This window comes from Variovorax sp. CF079, assembly GCF_900101545.1.
In the GTDB taxonomy this organism is placed as follows: domain Bacteria; phylum Pseudomonadota; class Gammaproteobacteria; order Burkholderiales; family Burkholderiaceae_C; genus Variovorax.
In genome coordinates, this window is the sequence record NZ_FMZU01000002.1 from 217,392 (window position 1) to 243,313 (window position 25,922).

Consider the following 25,922-nt stretch of genomic DNA (forward strand, 5'->3'; position numbering starts at 1 on the left):
ACTGAGGCCCATGCAAGCATCCATCGAACTCGACCGCAGCCCCGCCGTGCAGTACCTGCTGCGCATCGCCGACACCTGCCTGATCCTGGCCCAACGCCTTGGCGAGTGGTGCGGCCACGCGCCGGCGCTCGAAGAAGACATCGCCATGAGCAACATGGCGCTCGATCTCGTAGGCCAGGCGCGTGCGCTGCTCACCCGGGCCGGCCAGATCGAAGGCCGCGCGCATGACGAAGACCAGCTCGCCTTCCTGCGCGACGAGCGCGACTATTTCAATCTCACGCTGGTTGAGCTGCCGCGCGGCGACTTCGCCTTCAGCGTGCTGCGCAACGCGATGGTCGCGACGCTGCTCAAGCTGCTGTGGGAGCGCCTGGCATCGTCGAGCGACGAGGAGGTCGCCGCCATCGCGGGCAAGGCGATCAAGGAAGCGCGCTACCACCAGCAGCATTCGGCCGACTGGGTGGTGCGCCTGGGCGACGGCACGGACGAATCGCATGCGCGCATGGAGGCTGCGCTGAAGGAGCTGTGGCGCTTCGTGCCCGAACTGTTCGCCTCGGACGCCGTGGGCGAGGAAGCCAGCGCCAGCGGCCTGGGCCCGGCGTGGGCGGTGTTGCGCGAAGCCTGGTTCGCCGAGATGGGCGCCGTGCTCGACGAGGCCACGCTCGTGCCGCCGGCCGAGTCGGCCTTCCTGAGCACGGGCAAGCACGGCGTGCACAGCGAGCACATGGGCTACATCCTGGCCGAGATGCAGCATCTGCAGCGCGCTTATCCAGGGGGTGTATGGTGAATGTTGCCGCCTTCGCCCCGACGCGATGCGAGCAGGCGTGGGAGGTGCTCGGCACCGTGCTCGATCCCGAAGTGCCGGCCCTTTCGGTGTGCGATCTCGGCATCGTGCGCGACGTGATCGAGCGCGGCGATGCACTCGAAGTCGTGCTGACGCCGACCTACTCCGGCTGCCCCGCTACCGAAGTGATCGAGCGCGACGTGCTCGAAGCCATCGAGAAAGCAGGCCTCGGTCCGGCCCATGTCACGCTGCAGCGTGCGCCGGCCTGGACCACCGACTGGATCAGCGCGGAAGGCCGGCGCAAGCTCTCCGAATACGGCATTGCACCGCCCGGACCGGTGGCGCCGGGCGATGCCGTCCCGATCCGCATCTTCGGACGCGGGACCGGCGCGGCCGTTGCCTGCCCGCGCTGCGGCAGCCGGCACACCGAACGCCTGTCTGCCTTCGGCGCCACCGCCTGCAAGTCGCTCTACCGCTGCCTTGCCTGCCGCGAACCGTTCGAACACTTCAAGCCGATATGAGCGTCATCTTCCACCCCCTGCGCGTGCGCAGGATCGAGCCCGACACCTCCGAGGCCGTGATCGTCTCCTTCGACGTGCCGGAGGAATTGCGCGAGGTCTTCGGCTTCACGCAGGGCCAGTACCTCACGCTGCGCAAGGAGATCGACGGCCAGGACCTGCGGCGCTCCTATTCGATCTGCGCCGGCGTCGACGACGGCGAGCTGCGCGTCGGCGTGCGCAAGGTACAGGGCGGCACCTTCTCCAACTGGATCAACAGCGCGCTCCAGCCGGGCGACACGCTGCAGGTCATGGCGCCGGAGGGGCGCTTCTTCGTGCCGATCGAGCCCGAGGCTCACCGCCACCACGTGGGCATCGCGGGCGGCAGCGGCATCACGCCCATCCTCTCGATCATGAAGACCGTGCTGGCGCGCGAGCCCTTCGCCCGCTTCACGCTGATCTACGGCAACCGCTCACTCAAGTCCACGATGTTCAAGGAGGAGATCGAGGACCTCAAGAACCGCTACATGACGCGGGTCGCGCTGCAGCACGTGTTCTCCGACGAGCACACCGACGTGCCGATCAACATGGGCGTGATGAACCGCGAGAAGATCGCCGAGTTCCTCGAAGGCCTGGTGCCCGCCGGGCAGATCGACCACGTCTACATCTGCGGGCCCTTCCAGATGAACGACGAGGCCGAGGCGGCACTGCTCGCGGCCGGCGTGCCCGAGGAGCGCATCCATATCGAGCGCTTCGGCATCGCCCAACCCGCCGGGCCGGTCGGCGCCGTGGTGCACGAGGCGCAGCCCGGCGATGCCGAGCAGGCGCGCATCACCATCGTGCGCGACGGACTCAGCCGCGAAATCCCGTTCGCCAAGGGCCAGCCGAGTATCCTCGACGCCGCCTCTTCGGCGGGCCTGGAGGTGCCGTATTCATGCACCTCGGGCGTGTGCGGCACCTGCCGTGCCAAGCTGCTGGAAGGGGAAGTGCGGATGGAGCGCAACTTCGCGCTCGACAAGAATGAGGTGGCGGGCGGCTTCATCCTGACCTGCCAGGCGCATCCCTTGACCGAGCGCGTGGTGTTGTCCTTCGACGAACGCTGAAGCGGCCGCAACCTTTTAACCAACGGAGACCTTCATGAAATCATTCACCCGCCTCGGCGTGGCGCTCCTGTGCGCCATGGCCTTTGCCGCGCAGGCCGACGTCAACGTCGGCGTCACGCTGTCGGCGACGGGCCCGGCCGCTTCGCTCGGCATCCCCGAGAAGAACACCATCGGCCTGATGCCCAAGACCATCGGCGGCCAGAAGATCAACTACATCGTGCTCGACGACGCATCCGACACCACCGCGGCGGTGTCGAACACGCGCAAGCTGATCAGCGAGAACAAGGTCGACATCGTGATCGGATCGACCGTCACGCCCAACTCGCTGGCCATGATCGACGTGGTGGCCGAAGAGAAGGTCCCGATGATCTCGATGGCGGCCTCGGCGCGCATCGTCGAGCCCGTGGACGAGAAGCGCAAGTGGGTCTTCAAGACGCCGCAGAACGACATCATGATGTCGCTCGCCATCGCCGAGCACATGGCGGCCAACGGCGTCAAGACGGTCGGCTTCATCGGCTTCTCCGACGCCTACGGCGAAGGCTGGTTCCAGGAGTTCGGCAAGGCCGCCGCGCTCAAGAAGCTGCAGGTGACGGCGAACGAGCGCTACGCGCGCAGCGACACCTCGGTCACCGGCCAGACGCTGAAGCTGATCTCTGCCAAGCCCGATGCGGTGCTGATCGCCGGCTCCGGCACGCCGGCCGCGCTGCCGCAGAAGACGCTCAAGGAGCGCGGCTATGCCGGAAAGATCTACCAGACCCACGGCGTCGCGAACGCCGACTTCCTGCGCGTCGGCGGCAAGGACGTCGAAGGCACGCTGCTGCCCTCCGGCCCGATGCTGGTGGCGGCGCAACTGCCCGATTCGCATCCGCTGAAGAAGTCGGCGCTGGCCTACGTCAACGCCTACGAGGCGGCCAACGGCAAGGGCAGCGTCTCGACCTTCGGCGGCCACGCCTGGGATGCAGGCCTGCTGATGAGCGCCGCGATTCCGGCCGCGCTCAAGAAGGCGCAGCCCGGCACGCCGGCTTTCCGCGCCGCCTTGCGCGACGCGCTCGAGTCGGTGAAGGACGTTCCCGGCGCCCATGGCATCTTCACCATGTCGCCCACGGACCATCTGGGTCTGGACCAGCGCGCGCGCGTGATGGTCAAGATCGAGAACGGCACCTGGAAATACCAGCCTCAAGACTGACCTTCAACCGGAGCGTGCGTGCGAGCGCGTACGCGGGCCGGGGGCCTGCGTGCGCCACGCCGGAGTGGATGCATGGACATGCAAATCGCCCTGATACTGGGGCAGGACGGTATCGTGAACGGGGCGATCTACGGGCTCATGGCGCTGGCGCTGGTGCTCGTGTTCTCGGTCACCCGCGTCATCTTCATTCCCCAGGGCGAGTTCGTCGCCTTCAGCGCCCTGTCGGTGGTTGCCTTGCAGGCCGGCCGCGTGCCGGCCACGCTGTGGCTGCTGGTGGCGCTGGCCGTGATGGCGCTGGTGGTGGAGCTGTGGCGATGGAAGCGGGGTGCCGCGGTCGACTGGGCATCGACGCTCGCCTGGTGCGTGGTGCTGCCGCTGGTGGCTTGCGCGCTGGTGCTGCTGCTGCGCCCGGAATCGCTGGTGATGCAGACGTTGACGGCGCTCGCGGTGATCGTGCCGCTCGGCCCGCTGCTCTATCGGCTGGCCTACCGGCCGCTGGCCGATGCCACCGTGCTCACGCTCTTGATCGTATCGGTGGCGCTGCACGGTGTGCTGGTCGGCCTGGGCCTGCTCTTCTTCGGCGCCGAGGGTTCGCGCACGCCGGCCTTCTCGGACCTGCGGCTCGACCTCGGCGGCGTGGCGTTGACGGGCCAATCGCTGGTGGTGGTCGCGGTCACCGCCGCGCTGGTGGTGCTGATGTTTCTTTTCTTCGAACGCTCGATCGTCGGCAAGGCGCTGCGCGCCACCGCGATCAACCGCGTCGGCGCGCGGCTGATGGGCATTCCCACCGGCCTCTCGGGTGACCTGAGCTTCGCGCTGGCGGCGGCGATCGGCGCGGTCTCGGGCCTCCTGATCGCGCCGCTGACCACCATCTACTACGACACCGGCTTCCTGATCGGCCTCAAGGGCTTCGTGGCTGCCATCGTCGGCGGCCTGGCCAGCTATCCGCTGGCGCTCGTGGGCGCGCTGATCGTGGGCCAGCTCGAGGCCTTCTCCTCCTTCTGGGCCAGCGCCTTCAAGGAGGTCTTCGTCTTCACGCTGATCATCCCGGTGCTCTGGTGGCGCTCGCTGAGCAGCCGCCATGTGGAGGACGAGGAATGACGCGCCGGCATATGGCCATCGCCTTCGTAGTCCTGCTCGCGGCGGTGTGGGGTTTCCTGCCGGACTTCTCGGTCACCGTGCTCAGCTACATCGGCCTCTACGCGCTGGTCGCGGCCGGCCTCGTGATGCTGACCGGCGTGGGCGGCATGACTTCCTTCGGCCAGGCCGCCTTCGTCGGCACCGGCGCCTACGCGACCGCCTGGGTCTGCACCTCGCCCGCGGTCGCCGCCGCGATCGGCACGGTCGTGAGCCCCGCGCTGCTGCCGTGGATCGGGCTCCTGTTCGGCATCCTCGTGACCTTCTTCGTGGCCTGGGGGCTGGGCGCGATCACGCTGCGGCTTTCCGGGCACTACTTGCCGCTGTGCACCATCGCCTGGGGCCTGAGCTTCTACTTCCTGTTCGGCAACCTGGAATTCCTGGGCGGCCACACCGGCGTGGCCGGCGTGCCGCCGATCGTGGTGGCCGGCCTGTCCTTCGCATCGCCGCGCTCGTTGGGCCTGGTGATCTGGGGCGTGCTGCTGCTCGCGCTGTGGGCGTTGCACAACCTGCTGGATTCGCGCGAGGGCCGTGCCATCCGCGCGCTGAAGGGCGGCCGCGTGATGGCCGAATCGATGGGCGTGGACACTGCGCGCTACCGCATCAAGGTCTTCGTGCTGGCAGCGCTGCTGGCGGCGGTGTCGGGCTGGCTCTATGCGCACATGCAGCGCTTCATCAACCCCACGCCCTTCAACCTCAACATCGGCATCGAGTACCTCTTCATGGCGGTGGTCGGCGGCGCCGGCCATCTCTGGGGCGCGGTGCTCGGCGCCGCGCTGATCACCTTGTTGAAAGAGCAGCTGCAGGACATCCTGCCGCGCCTGCTGGGCTCCAGCGGCAACTTCGAGGTGATCGTGTTCGGCCTCCTGATGCTGGTGGTGCTGCAGCGCTTTGCCGACGGCCTGTGGCCGACCGTGGCGCGCCTGGGCGGGCGCTTCCTGAAGCCGGTGAAGCCGCGTGCTCCGCGCCAGACCCTCACGTTGCCCGAGGCCACCTTGCCGCCGCGCGGGCAGGTCGTGCTGCAGGCCGACGCCGTGACCAAGCGCTTCGGCGGCCTGGTCGCCAACGACGCGGTCAGCATGGATGTGAAGGCGGGCGAGATCCACGCGCTGATCGGTCCCAACGGCGCCGGCAAGAGCACCTTCTTCAACATGATTTCGGGCGTGGACGATCCCACCTCGGGCGAGGTGCGGCTGATGGACCGGCCGATGACCGGCCAGCCCTCGCGCGCCTTCGCCGCGCTGGGCCTGGGTCGGACCTTCCAGCACGTGCGTCTGCTGGGCCAGCGCCGCGTGATCGAGAACGTCGCGCTCGGCGCGCACCGCCGCGGGCGTCGCGGATGGATCGCCTCCATGCTGCGGCTGGATCGCGCGGAAGAGGCCGCCTTGCTCGCGCAGGCGCGGCGCCAGCTCGAGCGCTGCGGGCTCGGCGAGTTCGTGGAAGTGCCGGCGGGCTCGCTGGCGCTGGGCCAGCAGCGCGTGATCGAGATTGCACGCGCATTGGCGGGCCATCCCGCGGTGCTGCTGCTCGACGAGCCGGCCGCGGGCCTGCGCCATCTGGAAAAGCGCGCGCTCGCCACCCTGCTCGACCAGCTGCGCGCCGAGGGTCTGGCGATCCTGGTGGTCGAGCACGACATGGAGTTCGTCATGAACCTGGCCGACCGCGTGACCGTGCTGGAGTTCGGCGCCGTCATCGCGCGCGGAACGCCGCTCGAAGTGCAGGCCGATCCGAAGGTGCTGGACGCTTATCTCGGTGGCGTCGACGAGCCGGCGGAGCAAAAGCTGATGGAGCAGGTGGCATGAGCAAGGCACTCCTCCAACTCGAAGACTTCTGCGTCTCCTACGGCGCGGTGGAGGCCGTGCACCACATCGACCTGCGCGTCGACGCGGGCGAGATCGTCACGGTGATCGGGCCCAACGGCGCGGGCAAGACCACGCTGCTGTGCGCCGCGATGGGCTTGCTTCCTTCGCGCGGCGGCGTGCTGCTCGACGGCGAGCGCATGGCGCGCACCAGCGTGGAAGCGATGGTGGCGCGCGGCGTAGGCCTGGTGCCGGAAAAGCGCGAGCTCTTCGGCGAGATGTCGGTCGAGGACAACCTGCTCCTGGGCGGCTTCTCGCGCTGGTGGCGCGGCGAGCGCGACCAGCGCCAGCGCATGACGGAGGTCTTCGGCATCTTCCCGCGCCTGCAGGAGCGTCGCGCGCAGCTCGCGTCCACTCTGTCCGGCGGCGAGCGGCAGATGCTCGCGATCGGCCGGGCGCTGATGGCGCGGCCGCGCCTGCTGATGCTCGACGAGCCCTCGCTCGGCCTCGCGCCGCTGATCGTGCGCGAGGTGCTGCAGGTGGTGTCCTCGCTGCGCCAGCATGGCGTCTCGGTGCTGCTGGTGGAGCAGAACGCCCGCGCCGCGCTGCAGGTGGCGGACCGTGCCTACGTGCTCGAAATGGGCGCGGTCGCGCTGCAGGGACCGGCCAAGGAGCTGCTGCACGACCGCCGCATCATCGACACCTACCTGGGGCTGGGCGCGCGCACCGACGAAACGCCGGCGCGATAGCTAGGCCAGCAGCGCCTTCAGCTTCGCGCTGGTAAAGGGCACGCTGCGCAGCCGCACGCCGGTGGCGTCGAACACCGCGTTGGCCAGCGCCGCCGGCACCGGGCTGGAAGCCGCTTCGCCGGCACCCAGCGGCGGCTCTTCGCGCCGGTCGATCAGTTCGATCTCCAGCCGCGGCACTTCGGTGAAGTTCAGCAGCGGGTAGCTGACCCAGTCGACGCTGGTGACGCGCGAGCGGTCGAAGGTGGTCTCCTCGTGCAGCGTGCGCGAGAGCGTTTGCAGGATGTTGCCCTCGACCTGGGCGCGCACGGCGTCGGGGTTGATCATCAGCCCGCAGTCGTGGGCGCAGCAGACCCGGCGCACCGCGATCTCGCCGTTCTTGCGGTCGACCTCGACCTCCATCGCGATGGCGACATAGGTCTCGTTGTTCTTGTAGTGGATATAGGCCATGCCGCGGCCCCTCGCGATGCCGCCGCCGCGCGTGGCGGCAGGCGAGGGCCGGGCCTGCCAGCCGATCATCCGGCCCGCGCGCCGGATCACCTCGGCGCCGCGCGGGTTCGCGGTGTCGCGCAGGCGGAAGGCCAGCGGGTCCATGCGCGCCTTCGCCGCCAGTTCGTCGACGAAGCTCTCGACCGCGAAGCAGTTCGCGACCTTGCCCGGCGCGCGGATGTTGGAAGGCCTGAGCGGCGCCGGCCCCAGCCAGTGTGCCGTGACCTTGACCGCGTTCGCGCCGTAGGGCGGATCGCCGTTCTGCGACACCAGCCCGACGGACTGGCCCACCGGCTGGCGCAGGCCGGCGGCGAGCGGCGACAGCAGCGGTATCCATTCGAGGTTGGCCGTGGCGCGCGGCACCCACATGTCGGTTTCCCAGGCGTCGATGCGGCCCTCCGGCGTCAGCGTGGCCTTCATGTCGAGCAGCTGCGGCGGGCCCTTCGGGTCCCAGCCCAGCTCGTCCTCGCGGCTCCACTGCACGCGCACCGGCCGGCCGACCGCCTTCGACAGCAGCACCGCATCGGCCGCCGCGTCGTCGTGCCCGTTCATGCCGTAGCAGCCGGCGCCGTCGAGGTAGACCACGCGCAGCTTGTCGCGCGGCAGCTCGACCAGTGCCGCGAAGACGTTGAGGAAGCGATGGCTGGCCTGCGACGCCGTCCACACCGTGCCGCCGTCGGGGCGCACGTCGGCCACGGCGCACGAGGGGCCGATCGAGCCGTGCGACTGGATCGGCCACGCATAGCTCGCGCGCAGCACTTCCGCCGCATCGCGCAGGCCGGCCAGGCGTTGCGCGTCGCCCTTCGACGCGATGACTTCCTCGGCCACGAAGGGGCCGCTGCGGGCCCAGTCGACCAGCGCCGCGTGGCCGATCAGCGGCGCGCTGTCGCTCCATCGCAGCTCGAGTTCGCGCGCCGCGCGCACCGCGGCCCATTCGTCGGGGCTCACGACGCCGACGAAATCGGCGATGCGCACCACGCGCACGCCGGGCAGCCGAGCCACCGAAGCCTCGTTGACCGACAACAGCTTCGCGCCCACCGCCGGCGGCCGCAGCACGCGGCCGTGCAGCATGCCGGGCACCACGTGGTCGTGCACGTAGACATGGCGGCCGGTCACCTTGGCCGGCACGTCGGGCCGCGGCAGCGAGCGGCCGACCAGCACGTACTGCGAAGGCCGCTTGAGCGGTGCCTTCGGATTCATCTTCAGCTCGAAGCCGCGGCCGCCCAGGAGGACGGAGCAGCCGATGCTGCGGCCGTCGGCCGCGCGCACCGCGCCGTCGGCGAGCGTGAGCTGTTCGGGCGGCAGTTGCAGCTGCTGTGCCGCCGCCGCAATCAGCGCCTCGCGCGCCGTCGCCGCGGCCTGGCGCAGCTCGACGCCGCCGCGCATCACGCCGGTGCTGCCGGCCGTGGGCCCCTGGTTGGGCGTCAGCGCCGTGTCGCCCTCGATGAGTTCGATGCGCTCGACACCCACGCCGAGTTCCTCGCCCACCATCTGCCGCATTGCGATGCGGTGGCCGGTGCCGAGGTCGACCTTGCCCGAGTAGACGACCACGGTGCCGTCGGCACGCAGCGCCAGGAAGGAATCGACCTCGCCGAGCGCGAGCGAACGTTGCGCGCCGGCGATCGGCTGTGCATGCGCGGGCTGAATGGGCACGAGCCCGCAGCCCACGACCAGTGCGCCGGCTTCGAGCAGGGCGCGGCGTGTCAGCATGAGCGTCTCCATGCTCAGGCCCTCTCTGAATCGGCAGCGCGCTGCACGGCGCGCAACACCCGCTCGTGCGAGCCGCAGCGGCAGAGGTTGCCGGCGAGCGCCTGCTTGGCCTCGTCGCGGCTCGGCCGCGGCACGGCGCGCAGCAGCGCGACGGCCGTCATCACCATGCCGTTGGTGCAGTAGCCGCACTGCGCGGCCTGCTCGGCGATGAAGGCAGCCTGCACGGCGTGCGGCTTCTCGGGCGAACCCAGCCCTTCGGCCGTGACGACGCGGCGCCCGGCCGCATCGGCGATGCGAATGCTGCACGAGCGCACGGGCATGTCGTCGAGCAGCACGGTGCAGGCGCCGCACTGCGCGAGCCCGCAGCCGAACTTGGCCGCGTGCAAGCCCAGGTCGTTGCGCAGCGCGTAGAGCAGCGGCATGTCCGGATCCCAGGCCTCGAGGCTTTTCGAGGCGCCATTGACGATGAGGGTGATGCTGGGCATGCGGACCTCCTTGGGCGGCGGTGCAGATTGCCACAGCGTGCCCATCGCATCAAGCGACGTCCGGCATCGGGTCCATGACGAATTCTTTCAGGCTAATACCTTCGTAAGCCGCGCCAGATATGCGTTTGTCGCTATGGATTTGATAGCCAATTTGTCATCGACTCGCCTTAACATCGGCCGGTTTTTTCAACTCGCAAGAAAGGCGAACAACATGAGTGAATGGCTCTATCAGGTCACCGGCAAGGCTTGGCTCGCGCTGCTGTTCGGCATCGGCATCCTCGGGTGGGCCGGCTATGCGCAGTGGAAGGCCTCCGCCGACACGCACGGCACCGCGGTCGAAGACCTGGTCGTGCGCAGCGGCTCGATCACCGGCGGCAGCGAGGTCACCGAAACGTCCAAGCGCCGCCGCGGCGGCACGACGACCCGCCGCTACTTCGTGCTCGATGCCAAGCTGGCCAGCGGCAGCACCGAGAAATGGCGCGTCGACAACGCGGTCGGGCGCAGCAAGCTCGAACCGCTGATCGACGAGGCCATCGAGGTCAGGCTCGATCCGTCGGACAACAACATGGTCTACGAGATCAAGCACAAGGGCCGCACCGTGGTCTCCCTCGCCGACGTCCAGAAGATCATGGAATCGAAGGACAAGGTGGCCGCCACGATGGCCACCGACAAGGTGACGCTGGTCCTCGGCCTGATTGCCTTGCTGCTGGGCATCGTCGGCCTGGTGATCCGCCAGCGCCTGAACAAGGGCCTCGCCGCGGCGCAGGCCGCTGCCGTGCCCACGCCGGCCATCGGCGAAAAAACCTAGTTGTCGATCACCCTGCGGGCGAAGCGCTCCAGGTAGTCGAGCAGCCTGTTCGCGCCCGCGACGGCTGCCGCCTCGTCGCCGGTGGCGATGCCCTGGGCGAGTTCCATGTGGGCCTTGGCGGCTTCGACGATCTCGCCCTCGTGCTGGTAGGCGTACCAGAAGCGGCGGCACTGCACGATCAGCGGCGCCACGCTCTTGACGGCGGAGTGGTTCTGGCTGGCCTGGTGATTCACGCGGTCGAGCTCATGGTCGGCCTGCATGTAGTCGTCCAGGTGGCCGCGTGCGGCTGCCTTGACCATCTTTTCGGCGCAACGCAGGATTTCCTTGCGCTGCGCGGCGGTGGCCCGGCGTGCCGAGCAGCAGGCGATGAGTATTTCCAGCACGCGCCGCGTCTGCAGCACATCGAGATGGTCGGCCAGGTCGATGCTGGAGACCAGCAGGCCGCGCCGCGGCTGCTGCACGATCAGCCCGATCGAGCTCATGCGCAGCAGCGCCTCCCGCACCGGCGTGCGGCCGAGCCCGGTACGTTCGGCGATCTCGGCCTCGACCACCTGGCTGCCGGGTTCGAGTTGCAGCGTGCATATCAACGCCTCTATCGCGTCGTAGGCGATGTCGGCGGCGCGCCGCGGGGCGGCGGCACTTGGGAAAGACGTGGCTGCAACGGGCATCGTGGAGGGCTGAGGCTGGGGTCGGAAAGGCGGTCGCATTCTCCCATCGGCAGCGACCGGGTGGCGAAGGGGGCCTGGCTTACAGTGCGGCGCCGATCTTGCGCAGTTCGGCGATCTGCGGCGCCTTGGGCAACCAGAGCTTGTCGAACTCCCGGATGACCGGCGCAGGGTCGAAGCCGCTGTCGCTCTTGAAGGCGATGCCGCTCGCCTTGAACTTGTCGATCAGCCCGAGCTCCGTGGTCACGATGTCCTTGATCTGCGCGTCGAGCGATTGCTTGATCAGGTCGCGGATCAGCTCCTTGTCCTTCGCATCCAGCGTCTGCCAGATCCGGCCCGACACCAGCGGCGCGAAGGGCATGAAGAGCGCGTTCATCGGAAGCAGCACCTTCGACACCCGGTCGAAGCGCTGGTTCCACGAGAACTCGATGTCGGCCTCGAGGCCGTCCACCTGGCCGTTGGACATGGCATCGAACACGGCGGGCGTGGGAATGGGCGTCGGCGCCGCGCCCAGCAACTGATAGAAGTCGCGGTACACCGGCGTCGGATTGATGCGCAGCTTCAGGCCCTTGAGCTCGGTCGGGGTCGAGATGTTCTTGGTCGAGAACACCACGCGCATGCCGGTGATGCCCCAGCCCAGGCCGATGGTTCCGGTTTCGCGCGGCAGCACCTCGAGCAGCTTCAGCGCGGCCGGCGTGCGCACCAGCGTGGCGACGTTGGTGGTCGAACGCACCAGGTAGGGCGCATTGATGGCTGCCACGCTCGCGACGCGCGAGCCCAGCTCGGCCGCCTGGATCCAGCCCATGTCCAGCGCGCCCGATTGCAGCTGCTGCATCATGGCCGACTCGTTGCCCAGCTGGCCGGAGTGGAACACCGTGGCGCTCAGGCGGCCGTCGGTGGCCTTCTTCAACGCCTCGCCAAAGCCCAGCGCCGCGCGGTTCCACGAATGGCCCGCCGGCGTGATGAGGCCGAGTCGGAAATCCTTGGCCGCGGCCGCGCGCGACGGCGTACTGAAGAGAAGGGACGAGGCGGCGGTGCCGGCCGCAGCCTGGACGAAGTGTCGGCGTGAGAGGGACATGCAATGCTCCGGTTGGGGGGAAGAAAAGAGGCCTACTTGAGAAGACCGAGCGACAGGCTCGGGAAGATCGACAACAGCACCAGCGCCACGCAGCAGATGAGGAAGAAGGGCAGCGTGACGATGAACATCTTTCCGGGCTTGGCGCCGGTGACCGCGGCGGCGACGAAGAAGCTCAGGCCGACGGGCGGCGTCATCAGCCCCAGCACGAGGTTCACCACCACCACCACGCCGAAGTGGCGCGGGTCGATGCCGTAGATCTCGGTGGCGATCGGCAGCAGGATCGGCACCGTCATGATCAGGCCGGGAATGCCGTCGATCACCGTGCCGATCACCAGCAGGATCGCGTTCGCGAGCAGCAGGAAGGTGACCGGGTCTTTGGCGACGGTCTGGATCCATGCCGCGATGGCCTGCGGCACCTTGCCGTAGATCAAGAGCCAGGAGAACACCGCCGCGGCGGCCACCAGGAACAGCACGACCGCCGAGTAGATCGCCGACTTGAGCAGGATCTCCGGCATCGTCCTGAAGCTGAATTCCTTCGTCACGTAACGCCCGACCAGGGCCGCGGCCAGCGCGCCGACGGCCGCGGCCTCGGTGGGGTTGGCGAAGCCGGTGAGGATGGAGCCGACGATCACGATCGGGATCAAGAGCGTGGGGCAGGCCGTCGCGATGGTGTGCAGCCGCTGCCGGAGGGTCCGCTTCTCGGTGCGCGGATAGTTGTAGATCACGCCCATGCAGGCGATCACGACGAAGAACAGCAGCGTGAGCACGATGCCGGGCAGGATGCCGGCGATCAGCATGTCGCCGACCGCGACCTGCGCCAGCACGCTGTAGACCACGAACATCACCGAAGGCGGGATGATCGGGCCGAGCATGCCGCCGTACACGGTGAGGCCGGCGGCGAAGGTCTTGTCGTAGCCCTTCTTCTCCATCTCCGGCACCATGATCTGGCTCATGATGGCCACCTGCGCAGTGGCCGAGCCGATGATCGAGGACACCAGCATGTTGGCGAGGATGTTCACGTAGGCGAGGCCGCCCTTGACCGAGCCGATGAAGGCCAGAGCCAGGTCGACCAGGCGCCTGGTGATGCCGCCGCCGTTCATGATTTCGCCGATCAGGATGAACAGCGGAATCGCGATCAGGCCGTAGCTGTCGATCCCCGAGAACATCTGCAGGGGATAGGACTGGAACAGCACCGTGTCCCCGGAATTCAGGATGTAGACGATGCCGGCCAGGCACAGGCAGGCGCCGATGGGCACGCCGATCAGCATCACGACGAGGAAGAATGCGGAGGTCAGCATCTCAGTTCACCGCGTCGGCGTTGAGCACGTGGAACTCGCGGTGCACGCGCTTGGGCTGCAGGCCGAGGTCTTCCAGCAGGTTGGCCAGCGCATGCACGCTGAGCGTGAGCGAGAAGATCGGCAGGATCAGCTGCACGACCCAGGTCGGCCAGTTCAGCGTCTGCGTGGTTTCGGTGTAGAGGAAGTTGAAGGACTCGGCCGCGTAGTCCTTCGCATCGAAGCCGTGGCGCGCGATGCCCACCGGGTCCATCCAGACCCAGCACATCGCCAGCAGCCCGAAGCCGAGCAGCAGCACGCCGCCGGAGGCGCAGGCCTTGGCGGCCGCCGCTGCCTTGGCGCCGAGCTTGTCGGTCAAGAGCGTCACGGCGAAGTCCAGCCGCAGCCGGGTCATCGCCGAGGCGCCGATGAAGGTGAGCCAGACCACCGAGTACACCGATGCCTCGTCCACCCAGTACAGCGGTACGCCCGTGTAGCGCGTGACCACGTTCAGCAGGATCAGCGCGACGAGCAGGCCCATGAGGCCGGTGAGCAGATAGCGTTCGCAGCGCAGGATCGCGTCCGAGGCATCGAGCACGAAGCGGCTGATGCCCGGCGGTCCGAGGGCGTTGTTGTTCATGGCGTTCTTGCGGCCTGGCGGTGCTGCGGCCCGGATCAGGCGACCGACCGGTACTGCGCCGGGCGGGTCGCGAGCGCCTTGCCGACGATGGCTTCGATCGCTGCGCGTTCCTCGCCGACGAGCGGCAGGCGCGGGCGGCGCATGTGCTCGGTGCCGACGCCGACCAGCAGGTCGATGAGCTTCAGGTTCTGCACCAGCTTGGTCGACACGTCGAGATGGAGCATCGGCGTCATCCACTGATAGAGCTTGAGCGCTTCGGCGAACTGGCCGGCCTTCATCAGGTCGTAGAGCGCCACGGTCTCGCGCGGAAAGGCGCAGCCGACGCCGGCGAGCAGGCCGTCGCAACCCAGCGCCAGGCCTTCGTAGGCCAGGTCGTCCACGCCCAGGAAGAGCTGGTAGCGGTCGCCCACGGTGTTGCGCAGGTCGGTGATGCGGCGGATGTTGTCGGTGCTCTCCTTGATGGCGACGATCCATTCGCAATCGGCCAGCTCGACCATGTGTTCGGGCTTCAGGTCGACGCGGTAGGCGACCGGGTTGTTGTAGACCATCACCGGCTTCTGCGCGGCTTCGGCCATGGTGCGCACGTTGAGCATCGCCTCTCGCGCGTCGGCCACGTAGATCACGGAGGGCATCACCATGTAGCCGGCGACGCCGAGCTTGTTGGCGCCGTCGATGTAGCGCAGCGCTTCGCGCGTGCTGGTCTCCGAGACATTGGCCAGCACCGGCACACGGCCGGCGCTGGCTTCCAGCGCGATCCTGGCGACCTCCAGCTTTTCCTCCAGCGTCAGCGTGCTGGCCTCGCCGAGCGAGCCGCAAGTGACGAGGCCGTGAATGCCGTTCCTGATCTGGAAGTCGATGTGCTTCGCGGTACCTTCGGCATCGATGCGCTCGTCGGCGTGGAATTTGGTGGTGATGGCGGGGAAGATGCCTTGCCAGCGGGGGTTGCTCACGTGCTTGCTCCTGGGGATGGATAGGGTTGGAAGTGTCTTTTAAATATATTAGTGAGATATTAGAAATATCTTGCCAGGGTATTTAGCAGGTTGCATGCCAGGCTGTTTTGATGGAAATGGCGGGTACGGAGGGCCGCGGCGCGGCATGGCGATGCAAGGCGCATCGTTGAAGTGCGCGGCGCGCACTTGTTTGGTCCGTCAGGGATGCAGCGTCACTTCGGCCGCTTGAAGCTCCACCACGGCAGCAGGGCGTTCAGCGACTGCACCTCGCCGCTGCCGGCGCTCTCGTAGCCGGCGAGCGTGCCGAGGCGGTGCTGCCACGCGGCGCCGCGCAGCAGCGTGAGCAGGGCCAGGATCGCGGGCTGGTCGAGCGCCGACTTGAGGCAGGCTAGGTGATAGCGCTCGTGCACCAGCGGCACGAAGCCCAGGCCCGCGCTGCGCGCGACCGATTCGATCCCGAGCCCGGCGTCGGCCTGGCCGGCCGCCACTGCGTGGGCGACGGCCGCATGCGAAGGCTCGCAGTGCGCATAGCCTTCGAGCGCATCGGCGTCGAGCTTCTGCGCTTCGAGCAGCTCGTCGAGTAGCACGCGCGTGCCGGTGCCGAGCGCGCGGTTCACGTAGCGTGCGCGCCGGCTCGCGACATCGGCCAGGCTGCGCAGGCCCAGCGGATTGCCCGGCGCGACGATCAGGCCCTGCGTGCGCCGCGCGAAGCCGATGATCTTGTGCAGCCCGGGCTTGAGCAGCGGCTTGTAGGTGCGCTGCGCCAGCGAGCCGCGCGGCGGCCGCTCCAGTGTGTGGAAGCCCGCCATCACGCAACGCCCCTCATTGAGCGCGCTGATCGCGTCCACGCTGCCGGTGAAGCGAATGTCGAGCTGCAGGTGCGCGCTCTCGGCCGCGTGCGCGCGCAGCAGCACCAGCGCATCGTCATGGCTCGCATGCAGGCTCAGCACGTGGATGCTGTCGTCGAAGGCGAGCGCGAAGGCGCGTTCGAGATCGGCATGCAGCGCCTCGATCTGCGGTGCGAGCCGGGCCTGCGCCTGGCGCTCGGCCCACAGGAGCTTGTCGCCGAACTCGGAGAGCTGCGCCGAGCGGCCCTGCGCGCCGGTCACGAGCGGATGGCCCAGGGTCTGCTCCCAGCGCTTGAGTTCGCCCCACACGTGCCGGTACGACAGGCCCAGCACCCGTGACGCGGCCGAGATGGAGCCGTGCTCGCGCACCGCGTGCAGCAGCTCCATGAGCGGATTGCGGATCAGCGTCCGGCCGTTGCGGCGCGGTGCGATGGCATAGGAAAGTTCGATCTGTTGCACGGAGAAAAGAGGAGGGCGGGATGCCGCGAAGGATTATGCAGAGGCCGACCCTGACCTATGCATGCGATTGCATAAGTTGGCTCCCTGCGTTTGCCCATACTGCCCCGGCTTCCAAACTCCACCACCTGCATGAACACCTTCACCGACAGCGCCGCCGCGGCCTGGCAGCTCGTCGTCTCGGCCGATCCGGTGCTGCTCGCCATCGTCGGGCGCTCGCTGGCCGTCAGCGGCACCGCCTGCGCGCTGGCCTGCGGCTTCGGCCTGCTTCTGGGGGCCTGGCTCGCGGTGGCCCGCTTCGCCGGCCGCGGCCTGCTGCTCACGCTGCTCAACACGCTGCTGGCGCTGCCCTCGGTGGTGGTAGGGCTGGTGATCTACCTGCTGCTCTCGCGCTCGGGGCCGCTGGGCTTCCTGGGCTGGCTGTTCACCTTCAAGGCCATGGTGCTGGCGCAGGCGCTGCTGGTGCTGCCGGTGGTCACGGCCCTCACGCGCCAGACCGTCGAGGACGCCGATCGCGCACATGGCGAGCAGCTGCGCTCGCTCGGCGCCGGCGGGCTGGTGCGCGCGCTGCTCCTGGTGTGGGACGAGCGCTATGCGTTGATCACGGTGCTGATCGCTGCCTTCGGCCGCGCGGTGTCCGAAGTCGGCGCCGTGATGATCGTCGGCGGCAACATCGACGGCTTCACGCGCGTGATGACCACCGCGATCGCGCTCGAGACCAGCAAGGGCGACCTGCCGCTCGCGCTTGCGCTCGGGCTGGTGCTGCTGGGCGTGGTGCTGCTGCTCAACCTCGCGATCTCGGCCGTGCGCGGCTGGCGCGAGCGCGTCGACGGCGGCGCGGCCGATGCAGCAGCGGCTCGGCGGGTGGAGGTGCTGTCGTGAGCGAAGCGCTCTTCAGCCTGCACGAGATCGACGTGCATTACGGCCGTGTGCCGGCGCTGGTCCGCGCCACGCTGTCCATCCATGCCGGCGAGCGCGTCGCGCTGATCGGCGCCAACGGCAGCGGCAAGAGCACGCTGCTGCGCGTGCTGCACGGGCTGGTGCCGCATGCGTCCGGCGCCTTCGTCGGCAAGGTGCCGCTGCGTGCGCAGGCCATGCTGTTCCAGCGGCCGCACATGCTGCGCATGAGCGTGCGCAACAACGTCGCGCTCGCGCTCTGGCTGCATGGCGCGCCATGGCGCAGCGCGCAGCGCGAGGCCACGGCGGCGCTCGGGCGCGTCGGCCTTGCCGCGCTGGCCGGCCGCAACGCCCGCACGCTGTCGGGCGGCCAGCAGCAGCGCATGGCGCTGGCGCGCGCCTGGGCGTTGAAGCCGGCCGTGCTGCTGCTCGACGAACCGACGGCGAGCCTGGATCCCACCGCCAAGCGCGAGGTCGAAGCCCTGATCGCCGATGCGGCGCACGGCCGCACGCTGGTGTTCGCAAGCCACAACCTCGGCCAGGTCAAGCGGCTCGCGAGCCGCGTGATCTATCTGGAGCACGGCCGCGTGCTGGCCGACCTGCCGGTACACGATTTCTTCAATGGGCCGTTGCCGGAAGAGGCCCGTCTGTTCGTCAAAGGAGAGTTGGTATGAAGTCATTCAAGTTTCTTGCGCTCGCGCTCGTCTTCTCGGCCGGCGCCTTCTCGGCGAATGCCGAGACCATCACCATGGCGTCCACCACCTCGACCGAGCAGTCGGGCCTGTTCTCGCACCTGCTGCCGGCCTTCAAGCAGGCCAGCAACATCGACATCAAGGTGGTCGCGGTCGGCACGGGCCAGGCGATCGACATGGCCAAGCGCGGCGATGCCGACGTGCTCTTCGTGCACGACACCGCGGCCGAGGAGAAGTTCGTTGCCGAGGGCTTTGCGGCCAGGCGCTTCCCGGTCATGTACAACGACTTCGTGCTGGTCGGGCCGAAGAACGACCCGGCCGCGGTGAAAGGCAAGGACATCGCCGCCGCGCTCAAGAAGGTCGCGACCAGCAATGCGGCCTTCGTCTCGCGCGGCGACAAGAGCGGCACCGATGCCGCCGAGCGCCGGCTCTGGACGCAGGCTGGCGTGGCCGACGCAGGCCAGCAAGTGCCCAACGACAAGAAGGGCGCGGGCTACAGGGAATGCGGCTGCGGCATGGGCCCGGCGCTCAACATCGCGGCCTCGAGCAATGCTTACGTGCTGGCCGACCGCGGCACCTGGCTGAGCTTCAAGAATCGCGCCGACCTGGCGGTGCTGGTGGAAGGCGACAAACGCCTCTTCAACCAGTACGGCGTGATGGTCTTGAGCCCGGCGAAGTTTCCGCAACTCAACAGCGCCGGCGCGCAGAAGTTTGTCGACTGGGTGATCTCGCCGGCCGGGCAGTCGACCATCGCGAGCTACAAGATCGGCGGCGAGCAGCTGTTCTTTCCCAATGCGGGCCAGTAGGGCCTGGCGCGCGGTGGCTCTCGCCTCGGGTCTGGTCGCCGGCGCGGCCGCTGCACAGCAGCAGACGCTCGCGGTCCATGCGGCGGGCAGCCTGCGCGCGCCGATCACGCAGGCGGCGCAAGCTTTCGAACAGGCGAACCCGGGCACGCGAATCGCGCTGACTTTCGGTGCCTCGGGCCTTCTGCGCGACCGCATCGCGGCCGGAGAAAAGGCCGATGTGTTCGCCTCGGCCAACATGGCGCATCCGCAATCTCTCGGCGCCGACGGCGCATGGGGGCCGACCCGTGCCTTCGCTCGCAATGCGCTGTGCGCGCTCGCGCGGCCCGGGCTGGCGGTGACGCGCGACACGCTGGTCAAGACGATGCTCGACCCGGCGATCAAGCTCGGCACCTCGACGCCCAAGGCAGATCCCTCGGGTGACTATGCCTTCGAACTGTTCGAGCGCGTCGAGCGCACGGGCGCGGCGCCTGCAGGTTCGGCGCGTGCGCTGGCCACCAAGGCGCTGCAACTGAGCGGTGGCCCGAACTCGCCCGCACCGCCGCCGGGACGCAATGTCTACGGCATGCTGGTCGCGAGCGGGCAGGCCGATGTGTTCCTGACCTATTGCACCAACGCGGTGGTGGCCATCGCCGAGGCGCCGGGGCTTCAACTTGTCGAGGTGCCTGCGGCCATCAACGTGAGCGCGGAATACGGGCTGGCCGTGCGCAGCGGCGCGGCCCCGGCGGCGCAGGCTTTTGCGGACGACCTGGTCCATGGCGCAGGGCAGGGCGCATTGCGCAAGGCCGGCTTCCTCGCGCCCTGATATCGACAACCGGTCTTGCCCTAAAGGAGGCTGTGCGCGGCCGCGGTGGCTTCGAGCCTCAGCAATTTCCTCTTGCGCCGCACGCCCCAGCGATAGCCCGAGATCGATCCATCGGCCTTGAGCACGCGGTGGCAGGGGATGGCAACCGCGAGCACGTTGGCGGCACAGGCGGCGCCGACTTCCTGCGCGGTCGCAGTCACGGGCAAGGCCTTGGCGATCCGGCCGTAGGTGATGGTCTCGCCGGCAGACACGGCGCGCAAGGCTTGCCAGACCGCCAGCTCCAGTGCCGAGCCGCGGATGTCCAGCGGCAGATCCAGGCCCTCTTCCGGCGCTTCGAGAAAGGCGACGACCTTCGCCGCCGAATCCTCGAGCCCGGCTTCATCGAGCACGAGCCGCGCATCCGGAAACGCGCTCGCCAGCTCGCGGCGCAGCGCGTGCCGGTCGTCACCCATCAGGATGGCGGCGACGCCCGTGGCGCTGGCAGCGATCAGTGCGCTGCCCAGCGAGAAGGTTCCGTACGCGAAACGGAGTTCTTCCCGGTGATCAACAGTTGTGTTCATTGCGATGTCCTCATTGCTTCCTGTGAGGATTCACTGTGGCATCGCGTCAGCCTGATCGCACTCCGGTCCTTGCTTTCGAATCGCCGCTTCCTTGTGCCCTGCGCGGTGAGCGCTCAATCGAGCGCGCGCACCTCGATGCGCATCAGGTTGCGCACGTGCCGTGCACCCAGCCGATGGTCGGCCGCGGAGATCAGTGCGATGCGTCCCTCGCGTTCGTCGAGCGCCTTGCCGTCGCGTTCGAACAGCACCAGCACGCCTTCGCCCACCGCGGTGTTGCTGATCTCCGGCCAGGAGAAGAGGGCGCGGTAGCCGTCGGTTGCCGTCGCGACGACGACGAGGGTCTTCCAGTCGTTGCGCCCGGGTGCGGCGAGACCTGCGCGAGCGACCAGTGCGGAAACCTTGACCCCGCGCACCGAGCTGCGTGTTTCGGTGCCTTGCCCGCTGCGCGATTGCGTGAACTGGCCGATCTCCGCAGCCGGGAAGGCTGCGAGCGCTGCGGCGTCGAGCCGGAGTTGCTGCCGCACCGCGCCCGCCACTTCAAGCTGCTGGCTGGGCTGCGCCGTCGCGATCGCAGGGGCGGTGAACAGCGTCAGGCAAAGGATCAGACGGAGAAGGAGGTGCATCAGGGCTCCGGGGAGTCATCGATCCATCGGAAGGTACAGGCTTTCCTTGACCTCTTCCATCACGACATAGCTGTGCGATCGGCCGTCACCGGCAGCTTCTTCGGCAGGTCGTCGAAGCCACCCGACACGAGGTGCATTCCATCACCTCGGGCACGTGCAGCAACTCATGCGCGACCCATGACGTGCAGCAATGCGCCGGGGCCTGGCTTTTTGTCCATCGGCCGGGTTTCCAGAAATCCCTGAACGCCAGACCAGATCAGGAGTTCTGATGTAAGTATTTGCGTTTAACAGGTTACTAAATGAAACATACGTAACGCAAACGGCGATAAAAGGGCATAAACGAAACAAAATGCAAGCATTGTTGGAACGCGTATCAGACCGCTCCTGCACCCGGCCTCGATCCTTTTTGGAGGGTATTGGATGAAATCCACTGGAAAAAGCGCGCTTCTGCTTGTTACTGCAGCAGCCGCGCTCGCAGCGTGTGGGGGTGGAGGAGGCGGTGGAAGTGGATTTCCGGTGATGCAAGGGATGGCATCGGATACGACTGCAGCACCGTCCACCTCTGCTGCGCCAACCGACCCTGCCGTCGAAAAAGAAGCGGCACCGGTCGAGAAGGCGCTTGATTCGAGCTGGACCAAGGTGGCTGTCGAGAATCAGCGATTCACACTGGCTTCGACGACGACCGTGCAGTACGGGGCCAACTCGACCTGGAGGAAGAGATTGCTCTCGGGTTCGGTCGAGTGCAGCAATGCGACCTTTGGCGATCCGCTGCCCTATGTGGCGAAGGCGTGTTACATCCAAGGCCCCGCGCCCGCGCCCGCGCCCGCGCCCGCGCCTGCACCTGCACCTGCACCCGCGCCCACCGCGCCTGCAGCAGGCACGCTGCTCGCGGGCGAGGGCTCGTCGTTCACCGTCGCTGCTGCCACCCTTGTGCAGTACGGGTCCGGCTCATCGTGGGTTCAAAAGACAGTCAGCGGCACCGGCCAGTGCACGAACGAATTCTTCGGCAAAGACCCTTCGCCTTTTGTCGTGAAGGCTTGCTATTCCCTCGGCGCAGCACCCGGCACCGCTCCCGCTCCCGCGCCGGCTCCCGCCCCCGCGCCGGCTCCGGCACCCGCCCCGGCTCCAGCGCCGGCCCCGGCGCCCGCGCCCGCACCCGCACCCGCACCCGCACCCGTCTCCGGCGATGTCGTCGACAGCGCCGGCCGAGTGGTGGCCGATAGCTACCGCGCCCTGGCGCTCAAGTTGGCCACGGCGGAGGGCATCGCCTACCGCTACGGCAATGCGCCGTCCGTGAACAACACCGGCATCCCGACGCTGTTCAAGCGTGCGGACCAGACCATGAGTTACCACGGAGGCACCTGGCAACTGGGGGGACCTCTTCTCGAAGATCCCGGCCTCTACATGACCAACCAGGCCCACGTCGGTTTTGTCGCCGACAACACCGCGGTGCGCATGGGGGTGGGCGATCTGCAGATCTCCGCCATCGACCACAACACCTTCGCGCAAGCGCCGCAATTGCCCTGGCAGGAAGCGGCCGCGTGGGACGGCAGCGCCGGACGCACCAACTACAACGTCAGCACCTACAAGACCGCCGGCCTCACGACCGGCGAGCCGGTGGCGGTGGCGCGTTGCGGCGGGCGCGTAGGCTTCTGCGCCACCTCGCTGGTGGCTTTCCAGAACGGCCTGATCGGCACCGCCGGCAGCAACACGGCGAACAACCGGGGCTCGGTGAAACTGCCCGCCAACAAGGTGCCGACCGGCATGGCCATCACCAACACCAGCGAATACGCGCTGGTGACGGTGTGGGACACGACGGCGCTGAAGGGCCAGGTGGCGGTGATCTCGCTGGCGGGTCTGTGCAACAACTGCAACCCCTACAACTCGGCCCAGAACGGCAGCTACGACGCCTGGTACGACTGGTGGCACGAGTGGATGGGCGTGTACCCGGGCCTGCCGAACATGGGCAACATCGCCTTCATGAAGGTGCTGGGCTACATCGACCTGCCGGGCATGAACGCACCGACCGAGATCGCCGTCACCACGGGCTTCGACCAGTTCCAGACGGCACTGCCGGAAAAGTACGGCGAGTTCATGGGGCAGACCTACTCCCCGTTGACCGACCCGGCCAAGCGCGCGACGTTCTCGGGTTCCGGCACGAACGCCAATAGGTATGCCAAGGCAGGTGTGGCGGTGGTCATCTCCAAGTCGGAGAAGAAGGTCGCCTTCATCGACCTGAAGCCGTTGTTCAGCTACGTCAACAGCGTCTACTTCGGTACCGGTCCGACGGAGTTCACCAACCTGGGTCAGGCCGACAACCAGTGGCCGTACACCTTCGCGTACAAGCCGCAACAGACGCCGACGGTGATCACGACGGTGGCGCTGGACAGCAAGCCGACCGCGGTGAAGACCACCATCTTCGGGCCGACTCACCGCGCCTGGATCGCCACGGAAGAGGGTTCGCTGCGCATCTATGGCCTGGGCAACGTGCCCACCGGCACCACGGTCACGGACGTCGTCGAGAAGGGCCGTGTCGCGATCGGGAAGAACCCGACCTCGCTGGCGATCTCGAAGATCGACCCGGAGAACAGGACCTTGGAGCCCTTGAACGAGCAGGTGCTGGTGGCTTCGCGCGGCGATCGCAAGATCCAGTGGGTGAGGTTCGCAGGCGACGGCAACAGCGGCAGCGTGGTTCGCACCCTGCAGGACTCGCGCATCGTCGACCCGATCGCGGTCGAGGATGCCGACAACTTCGCAAGCGACAACATGGTCTTGAGCATTGCGGACTACACCGGCAAGGTGGTGTCGAACTACCGCTACGGCTCGGTGATCTTCGCGAACCGCGGCGGCTCCTGGGCCTGCCAGCCGCCGGGCGGCTGTCCGGTGCAGGGCACCGGCGGCATGAACATGGAGTTCGGCGGCAGCTTCACGATGGAGGGCCGGCCCTTCCATATCAGGACAGCCAACGTGCCCTGATCCGCCCGAAGCCTCAGCGATCGAGCGGCAGGTACAGGCTTTCCTTGACCTCTTCCATCACCACATAGCTGTTCGACTCGGCCGGCACCGGCAGCTTCTTCAGCAGGTCGCCCAGCAGGCGGCGGTAGTCGCTCATGGCGCGCAGGCGCGCCTTCACCAGGTAGTCGAAGCCACCCGACACCAGGTGGCATTCCATCACCTCGGGCACGTGCAGCAATTCCTTCCTCACCTTGTCGAAGACGTCGGCCGACTTGGAGGACAGCGTGATTTCCACGAACACCAGGAGCGTCTTGCCGATCGCCTGCGGATCGATGCGCGCGTGGTAGCCGGTGATCACGCCTTCGCGTTCCATGCGCCGCACGCGCTCGGAGCAGGGCGAGGTCGAGAGGCCGATCTGCTCGGCCAGTTCGGTCATGGAGATGCGGCCCTGGCGCTGCAGGATGTCGAGGATCTTGCGGTCGGTGCGGTCGAGTTCGGTCATGGGCAGCAAAAAGCACTGGAATGTGTCGATATTTCAGTGGAGTTTATGGCAGATGAATGAATACGCTTGACCCTTCTCTCGCAGCGAAGGTGTCTTGCCATGAAAGTGATCGTTCTGGGCGGCGGTGTCATCGGTGTCACGACCGCCTATTACCTGGCCCGTGCCGGCGCGGAAGTGACGCTCGTCGATCGGCAGAGCGGCCCCGCGGAAGAAACCAGCTTCGCCAACGCCGGCCAGGTGTCGCCCGGCTATTCCACGCCCTGGGCCGCGCCGGGCATTCCCTTCAAGGCCCTGAAGTGGATGTTCCAGAAGCACGCGCCGCTCTCGATCCGGCCCGACGGCAGCCTGTTCCAGTTGCGCTGGATGGCGGCCATGCTGAAGAACTGCTCGCCCGAGCGCTATGCGGTCAACAAGGAACGCATGATGCGCGTGGCTGAATACAGCCGCGACTGTCTGCGCGAGTTGCGCGCCGAAACCGGCATCCGCTACGAGCATCGCACCCAGGGCACGCTGCAGCTGTTCCGCACGCAGGCCCAGCTCGACGCCGTGCAACGCGACGTGGCCGTGCTGCAGGAGTGCGGCGTTCCCTACCAGTTGCTCGATCGCAGCCAGCTGGCGACGGTCGAGCCGGCGCTGGCGCGCACGGGCGACCTGCTGGCCGGCGGCCTGCGCTTGCCGAATGACGAGACCGGCGACTGCCACCTGTTCACGCGCGGACTGGCCGACGTCGCGCGCGGGCTGGGTGTGGATTTCCGTTTCGAACAAGACGTCGAAGGGCTCGCCACCGAAGGCGGCCGCATCACCGGCGTGCGCCTCGCCGGCCCGGCGCGCGAAGTGCTCACGGCCGATCGCTACGTGCTCGCCTTCGGCAGCTATTCGCGCGACTTCGCAGCCAAGCTGGGCCTGGACATCCCGGTCTACCCGGTCAAGGGCTATTCGATGACCGTACCGCTCGTCGACCCGGCCGCGGCGCCGCAGTCCACCGTGCTCGACGAGACCTACAAGGTCGCCGTCACGCGCTTCGACGACCGCATCCGCGTCGGCGGCATGGCCGAGCTCGGCGGCTTCGACCTGCGCCTGAACCCGCGCCGGCGCGAGACGCTGGAGCGGGTGATCACCGACCTGTTCCCCTGCGGCGACCTGCCGCGCGCCACTTTCTGGACCGGCCTCAGGCCGATGACGCCCGACAGCACGCCGATCGTCGGTGCCACGCCGTATGCCAACCTGTTCCTCAACACCGGCCACGGCACGCTGGGTTGGACCATGGCCTGCGGCTCGGGCAAGCTGGTGGCCGACCAGGTGATGGGGCGGCGGCCCGACATCCGCACCGACGGCCTGGCGATGGACCGCTACCTTTCGCCCGCGCCGCGTGGTCCTGTCGGCGCGTTGCCGAGCGGCGCCTCGGCCTGAGCCTTCGGGTTTTTCCGTAGAGG

General features: G+C 68.0%; 25 protein-coding genes and 1 pseudogene. 14 read left to right on the forward strand and 12 right to left on the reverse strand.

Annotated elements, in window-relative coordinates:
* Positions 1–10: 10 nt before the first annotated feature.
* From paaC to BLS74_RS03485, 7 genes are all read left to right on the forward strand, one after another.
* Positions 11–784 carry a 1,2-phenylacetyl-CoA epoxidase subunit PaaC gene (gene paaC, locus BLS74_RS03455; RefSeq protein WP_093102971.1) on the forward strand — a complete coding sequence of 258 codons (774 nt, stop codon included), beginning with the start codon at positions 11–13 and terminating at the stop codon, positions 782–784.
* Positions 778–1,302 (forward strand): 1,2-phenylacetyl-CoA epoxidase subunit PaaD, encoded by a 525-nt coding sequence (gene paaD / locus BLS74_RS03460; protein ID WP_093102973.1) that lies wholly within the window; start codon positions 778–780, stop codon positions 1,300–1,302. The genes paaC and paaD overlap by 7 nt, the downstream gene beginning before the upstream one ends.
* Positions 1,299–2,381 carry a 1,2-phenylacetyl-CoA epoxidase subunit PaaE gene (gene paaE, locus BLS74_RS03465; protein ID WP_093102974.1) on the forward strand — a complete coding sequence of 361 codons (1,083 nt, stop codon included), beginning with the start codon at positions 1,299–1,301 and terminating at the stop codon, positions 2,379–2,381. Before paaD ends, paaE begins: the two co-directional genes overlap by 4 nt.
* A 34-nt stretch (positions 2,382–2,415) precedes the next feature.
* On the forward strand, positions 2,416–3,567 hold the full coding sequence (locus BLS74_RS03470; protein WP_093102976.1) for an ABC transporter substrate-binding protein: 1,152 nt from the start codon (positions 2,416–2,418) through the stop codon (positions 3,565–3,567).
* 72 nt (positions 3,568–3,639) lie between these two features.
* On the forward strand, positions 3,640–4,668 hold the full coding sequence (locus BLS74_RS03475; protein WP_093102977.1) for a branched-chain amino acid ABC transporter permease: 1,029 nt from the start codon (positions 3,640–3,642) through the stop codon (positions 4,666–4,668).
* Positions 4,665–6,506, forward strand: coding sequence for a branched-chain amino acid ABC transporter ATP-binding protein/permease (locus BLS74_RS03480; protein ID WP_093102979.1), 1,842 nt, complete (start codon positions 4,665–4,667; stop codon positions 6,504–6,506). The genes BLS74_RS03475 and BLS74_RS03480 overlap by 4 nt, the downstream gene beginning before the upstream one ends.
* Entirely contained in the window at positions 6,503–7,252 is a 750-nt protein-coding gene (locus BLS74_RS03485) for an ABC transporter ATP-binding protein (RefSeq protein WP_093102981.1), read from the forward strand. Before BLS74_RS03480 ends, BLS74_RS03485 begins: the two co-directional genes overlap by 4 nt.
* On the opposite strand, the gene BLS74_RS03490 is transcribed toward BLS74_RS03485, so the two are convergent.
* Positions 7,253–9,448, reverse strand: a complete 2,196-nt coding sequence (locus BLS74_RS03490; protein WP_093103266.1) for a xanthine dehydrogenase family protein molybdopterin-binding subunit — start codon at positions 9,446–9,448, stop codon at positions 7,253–7,255.
* 14 nt (positions 9,449–9,462) lie between these two features.
* A complete protein-coding gene (locus BLS74_RS03495; protein WP_093103268.1) occupies positions 9,463–9,933 on the reverse strand; it encodes a (2Fe-2S)-binding protein in 471 nt (156 codons plus the stop codon).
* 211 nt (positions 9,934–10,144) lie between these two features.
* On the opposite strand from BLS74_RS03495, the gene BLS74_RS03500 reads away from it, so the two are divergent.
* A complete protein-coding gene (locus BLS74_RS03500; protein WP_093102982.1) occupies positions 10,145–10,741 on the forward strand; it encodes a hypothetical protein in 597 nt (198 codons plus the stop codon).
* Here the strand turns inward: BLS74_RS03500 and BLS74_RS03505 are convergent.
* The 6 genes from BLS74_RS03505 to BLS74_RS03530 form a co-directional block, all read right to left on the reverse strand.
* Positions 10,738–11,409 (reverse strand): GntR family transcriptional regulator, encoded by a 672-nt coding sequence (locus tag BLS74_RS03505; protein WP_093102984.1) that lies wholly within the window; start codon positions 11,407–11,409, stop codon positions 10,738–10,740. The genes BLS74_RS03500 and BLS74_RS03505 overlap by 4 nt on opposite strands.
* Before the next feature lie 79 nt (positions 11,410–11,488).
* Complete coding sequence (locus BLS74_RS03510) at positions 11,489–12,484, reverse strand: TRAP transporter substrate-binding protein (protein WP_093102985.1); 996 nt, start codon at positions 12,482–12,484, stop codon at positions 11,489–11,491.
* Positions 12,485–12,516: 32 nt separating this feature from the next.
* Positions 12,517–13,782 carry a TRAP transporter large permease gene (locus tag BLS74_RS03515; RefSeq protein ID WP_093102987.1) on the reverse strand — a complete coding sequence of 422 codons (1,266 nt, stop codon included), beginning with the start codon at positions 13,780–13,782 and terminating at the stop codon, positions 12,517–12,519.
* 1 nt (position 13,783) lies between these two features.
* The gene (locus tag BLS74_RS03520) at positions 13,784–14,398 is read right to left on the reverse strand and encodes a TRAP transporter small permease (protein ID WP_093102988.1); all 615 of its coding nucleotides are present in this window, start codon (positions 14,396–14,398) and stop codon (positions 13,784–13,786) included.
* Between the two features lie 35 nt (positions 14,399–14,433).
* Positions 14,434–15,348, reverse strand: coding sequence for a dihydrodipicolinate synthase family protein (locus BLS74_RS03525; RefSeq protein ID WP_093102990.1), 915 nt, complete (start codon positions 15,346–15,348; stop codon positions 14,434–14,436).
* Positions 15,349–15,560: 212 nt separating this feature from the next.
* The gene (locus BLS74_RS03530; RefSeq protein WP_093102992.1) at positions 15,561–16,655 is read right to left on the reverse strand and encodes a substrate-binding domain-containing protein; all 1,095 of its coding nucleotides are present in this window, start codon (positions 16,653–16,655) and stop codon (positions 15,561–15,563) included.
* A gap of 129 nt (positions 16,656–16,784) precedes the next feature.
* On the opposite strand from BLS74_RS03530, the gene BLS74_RS03535 reads away from it, so the two are divergent.
* The 4 genes from BLS74_RS03535 to BLS74_RS03550 are packed head-to-tail and all read left to right on the forward strand — an operon-like array spanning position 16,785 to position 19,849.
* Positions 16,785–17,534 (forward strand): ABC transporter permease, encoded by a 750-nt coding sequence (locus BLS74_RS03535; protein WP_093102993.1) that lies wholly within the window; start codon positions 16,785–16,787, stop codon positions 17,532–17,534.
* The gene (locus BLS74_RS03540; RefSeq protein ID WP_093102995.1) at positions 17,531–18,223 is read left to right on the forward strand and encodes an ABC transporter ATP-binding protein; all 693 of its coding nucleotides are present in this window, start codon (positions 17,531–17,533) and stop codon (positions 18,221–18,223) included. Before BLS74_RS03535 ends, BLS74_RS03540 begins: the two co-directional genes overlap by 4 nt.
* The gene (locus BLS74_RS03545) at positions 18,220–19,047 is read left to right on the forward strand and encodes an ABC transporter substrate-binding protein (protein WP_093102996.1); all 828 of its coding nucleotides are present in this window, start codon (positions 18,220–18,222) and stop codon (positions 19,045–19,047) included. Before BLS74_RS03540 ends, BLS74_RS03545 begins: the two co-directional genes overlap by 4 nt.
* Before the next feature lie 13 nt (positions 19,048–19,060).
* Positions 19,061–19,849, forward strand: coding sequence for a molybdate ABC transporter substrate-binding protein (locus BLS74_RS03550; RefSeq protein WP_244503736.1), 789 nt, complete (start codon positions 19,061–19,063; stop codon positions 19,847–19,849).
* 20 nt (positions 19,850–19,869) lie between these two features.
* Here the strand turns inward: BLS74_RS03550 and BLS74_RS03555 are convergent, their stop codons facing one another.
* From BLS74_RS03555 to BLS74_RS34955, 3 genes and pseudogenes are all read right to left on the reverse strand, one after another.
* Positions 19,870–20,409 carry a methylated-DNA--[protein]-cysteine S-methyltransferase gene (locus tag BLS74_RS03555; RefSeq protein WP_093102999.1) on the reverse strand — a complete coding sequence of 180 codons (540 nt, stop codon included), beginning with the start codon at positions 20,407–20,409 and terminating at the stop codon, positions 19,870–19,872.
* A 113-nt stretch (positions 20,410–20,522) separates the two neighbouring features.
* Positions 20,523–21,032: a molybdopterin-dependent oxidoreductase gene (locus tag BLS74_RS03560; RefSeq protein ID WP_093103001.1), complete on the reverse strand. Its 510-nt coding sequence runs from the start codon at positions 21,030–21,032 to the stop codon at positions 20,523–20,525.
* Positions 21,033–21,047: 15 nt separating this feature from the next.
* A pseudogene (locus BLS74_RS34955) lies at positions 21,048–21,198 on the reverse strand (transcriptional regulator); the annotation flags it as partial.
* A 473-nt stretch (positions 21,199–21,671) separates the two neighbouring features.
* On the opposite strand from BLS74_RS34955, the gene BLS74_RS34735 reads away from it, so the two are divergent.
* Positions 21,672–24,008, forward strand: coding sequence for a hypothetical protein (locus BLS74_RS34735; RefSeq protein WP_212733617.1), 2,337 nt, complete (start codon positions 21,672–21,674; stop codon positions 24,006–24,008).
* A 13-nt stretch (positions 24,009–24,021) separates the two neighbouring features.
* Here BLS74_RS34735 and BLS74_RS03570 read toward each other — a convergent pair whose 3' ends face one another.
* Complete coding sequence (locus BLS74_RS03570) at positions 24,022–24,489, reverse strand: winged helix-turn-helix transcriptional regulator (protein ID WP_093103004.1); 468 nt, start codon at positions 24,487–24,489, stop codon at positions 24,022–24,024.
* Positions 24,490–24,588: 99 nt separating this feature from the next.
* On the opposite strand from BLS74_RS03570, the gene BLS74_RS03575 reads away from it, so the two are divergent.
* The gene (locus BLS74_RS03575) at positions 24,589–25,899 is read left to right on the forward strand and encodes a D-amino acid dehydrogenase (RefSeq protein ID WP_093103005.1); all 1,311 of its coding nucleotides are present in this window, start codon (positions 24,589–24,591) and stop codon (positions 25,897–25,899) included.
* Positions 25,900–25,922: the final 23 nt, after the last annotated feature.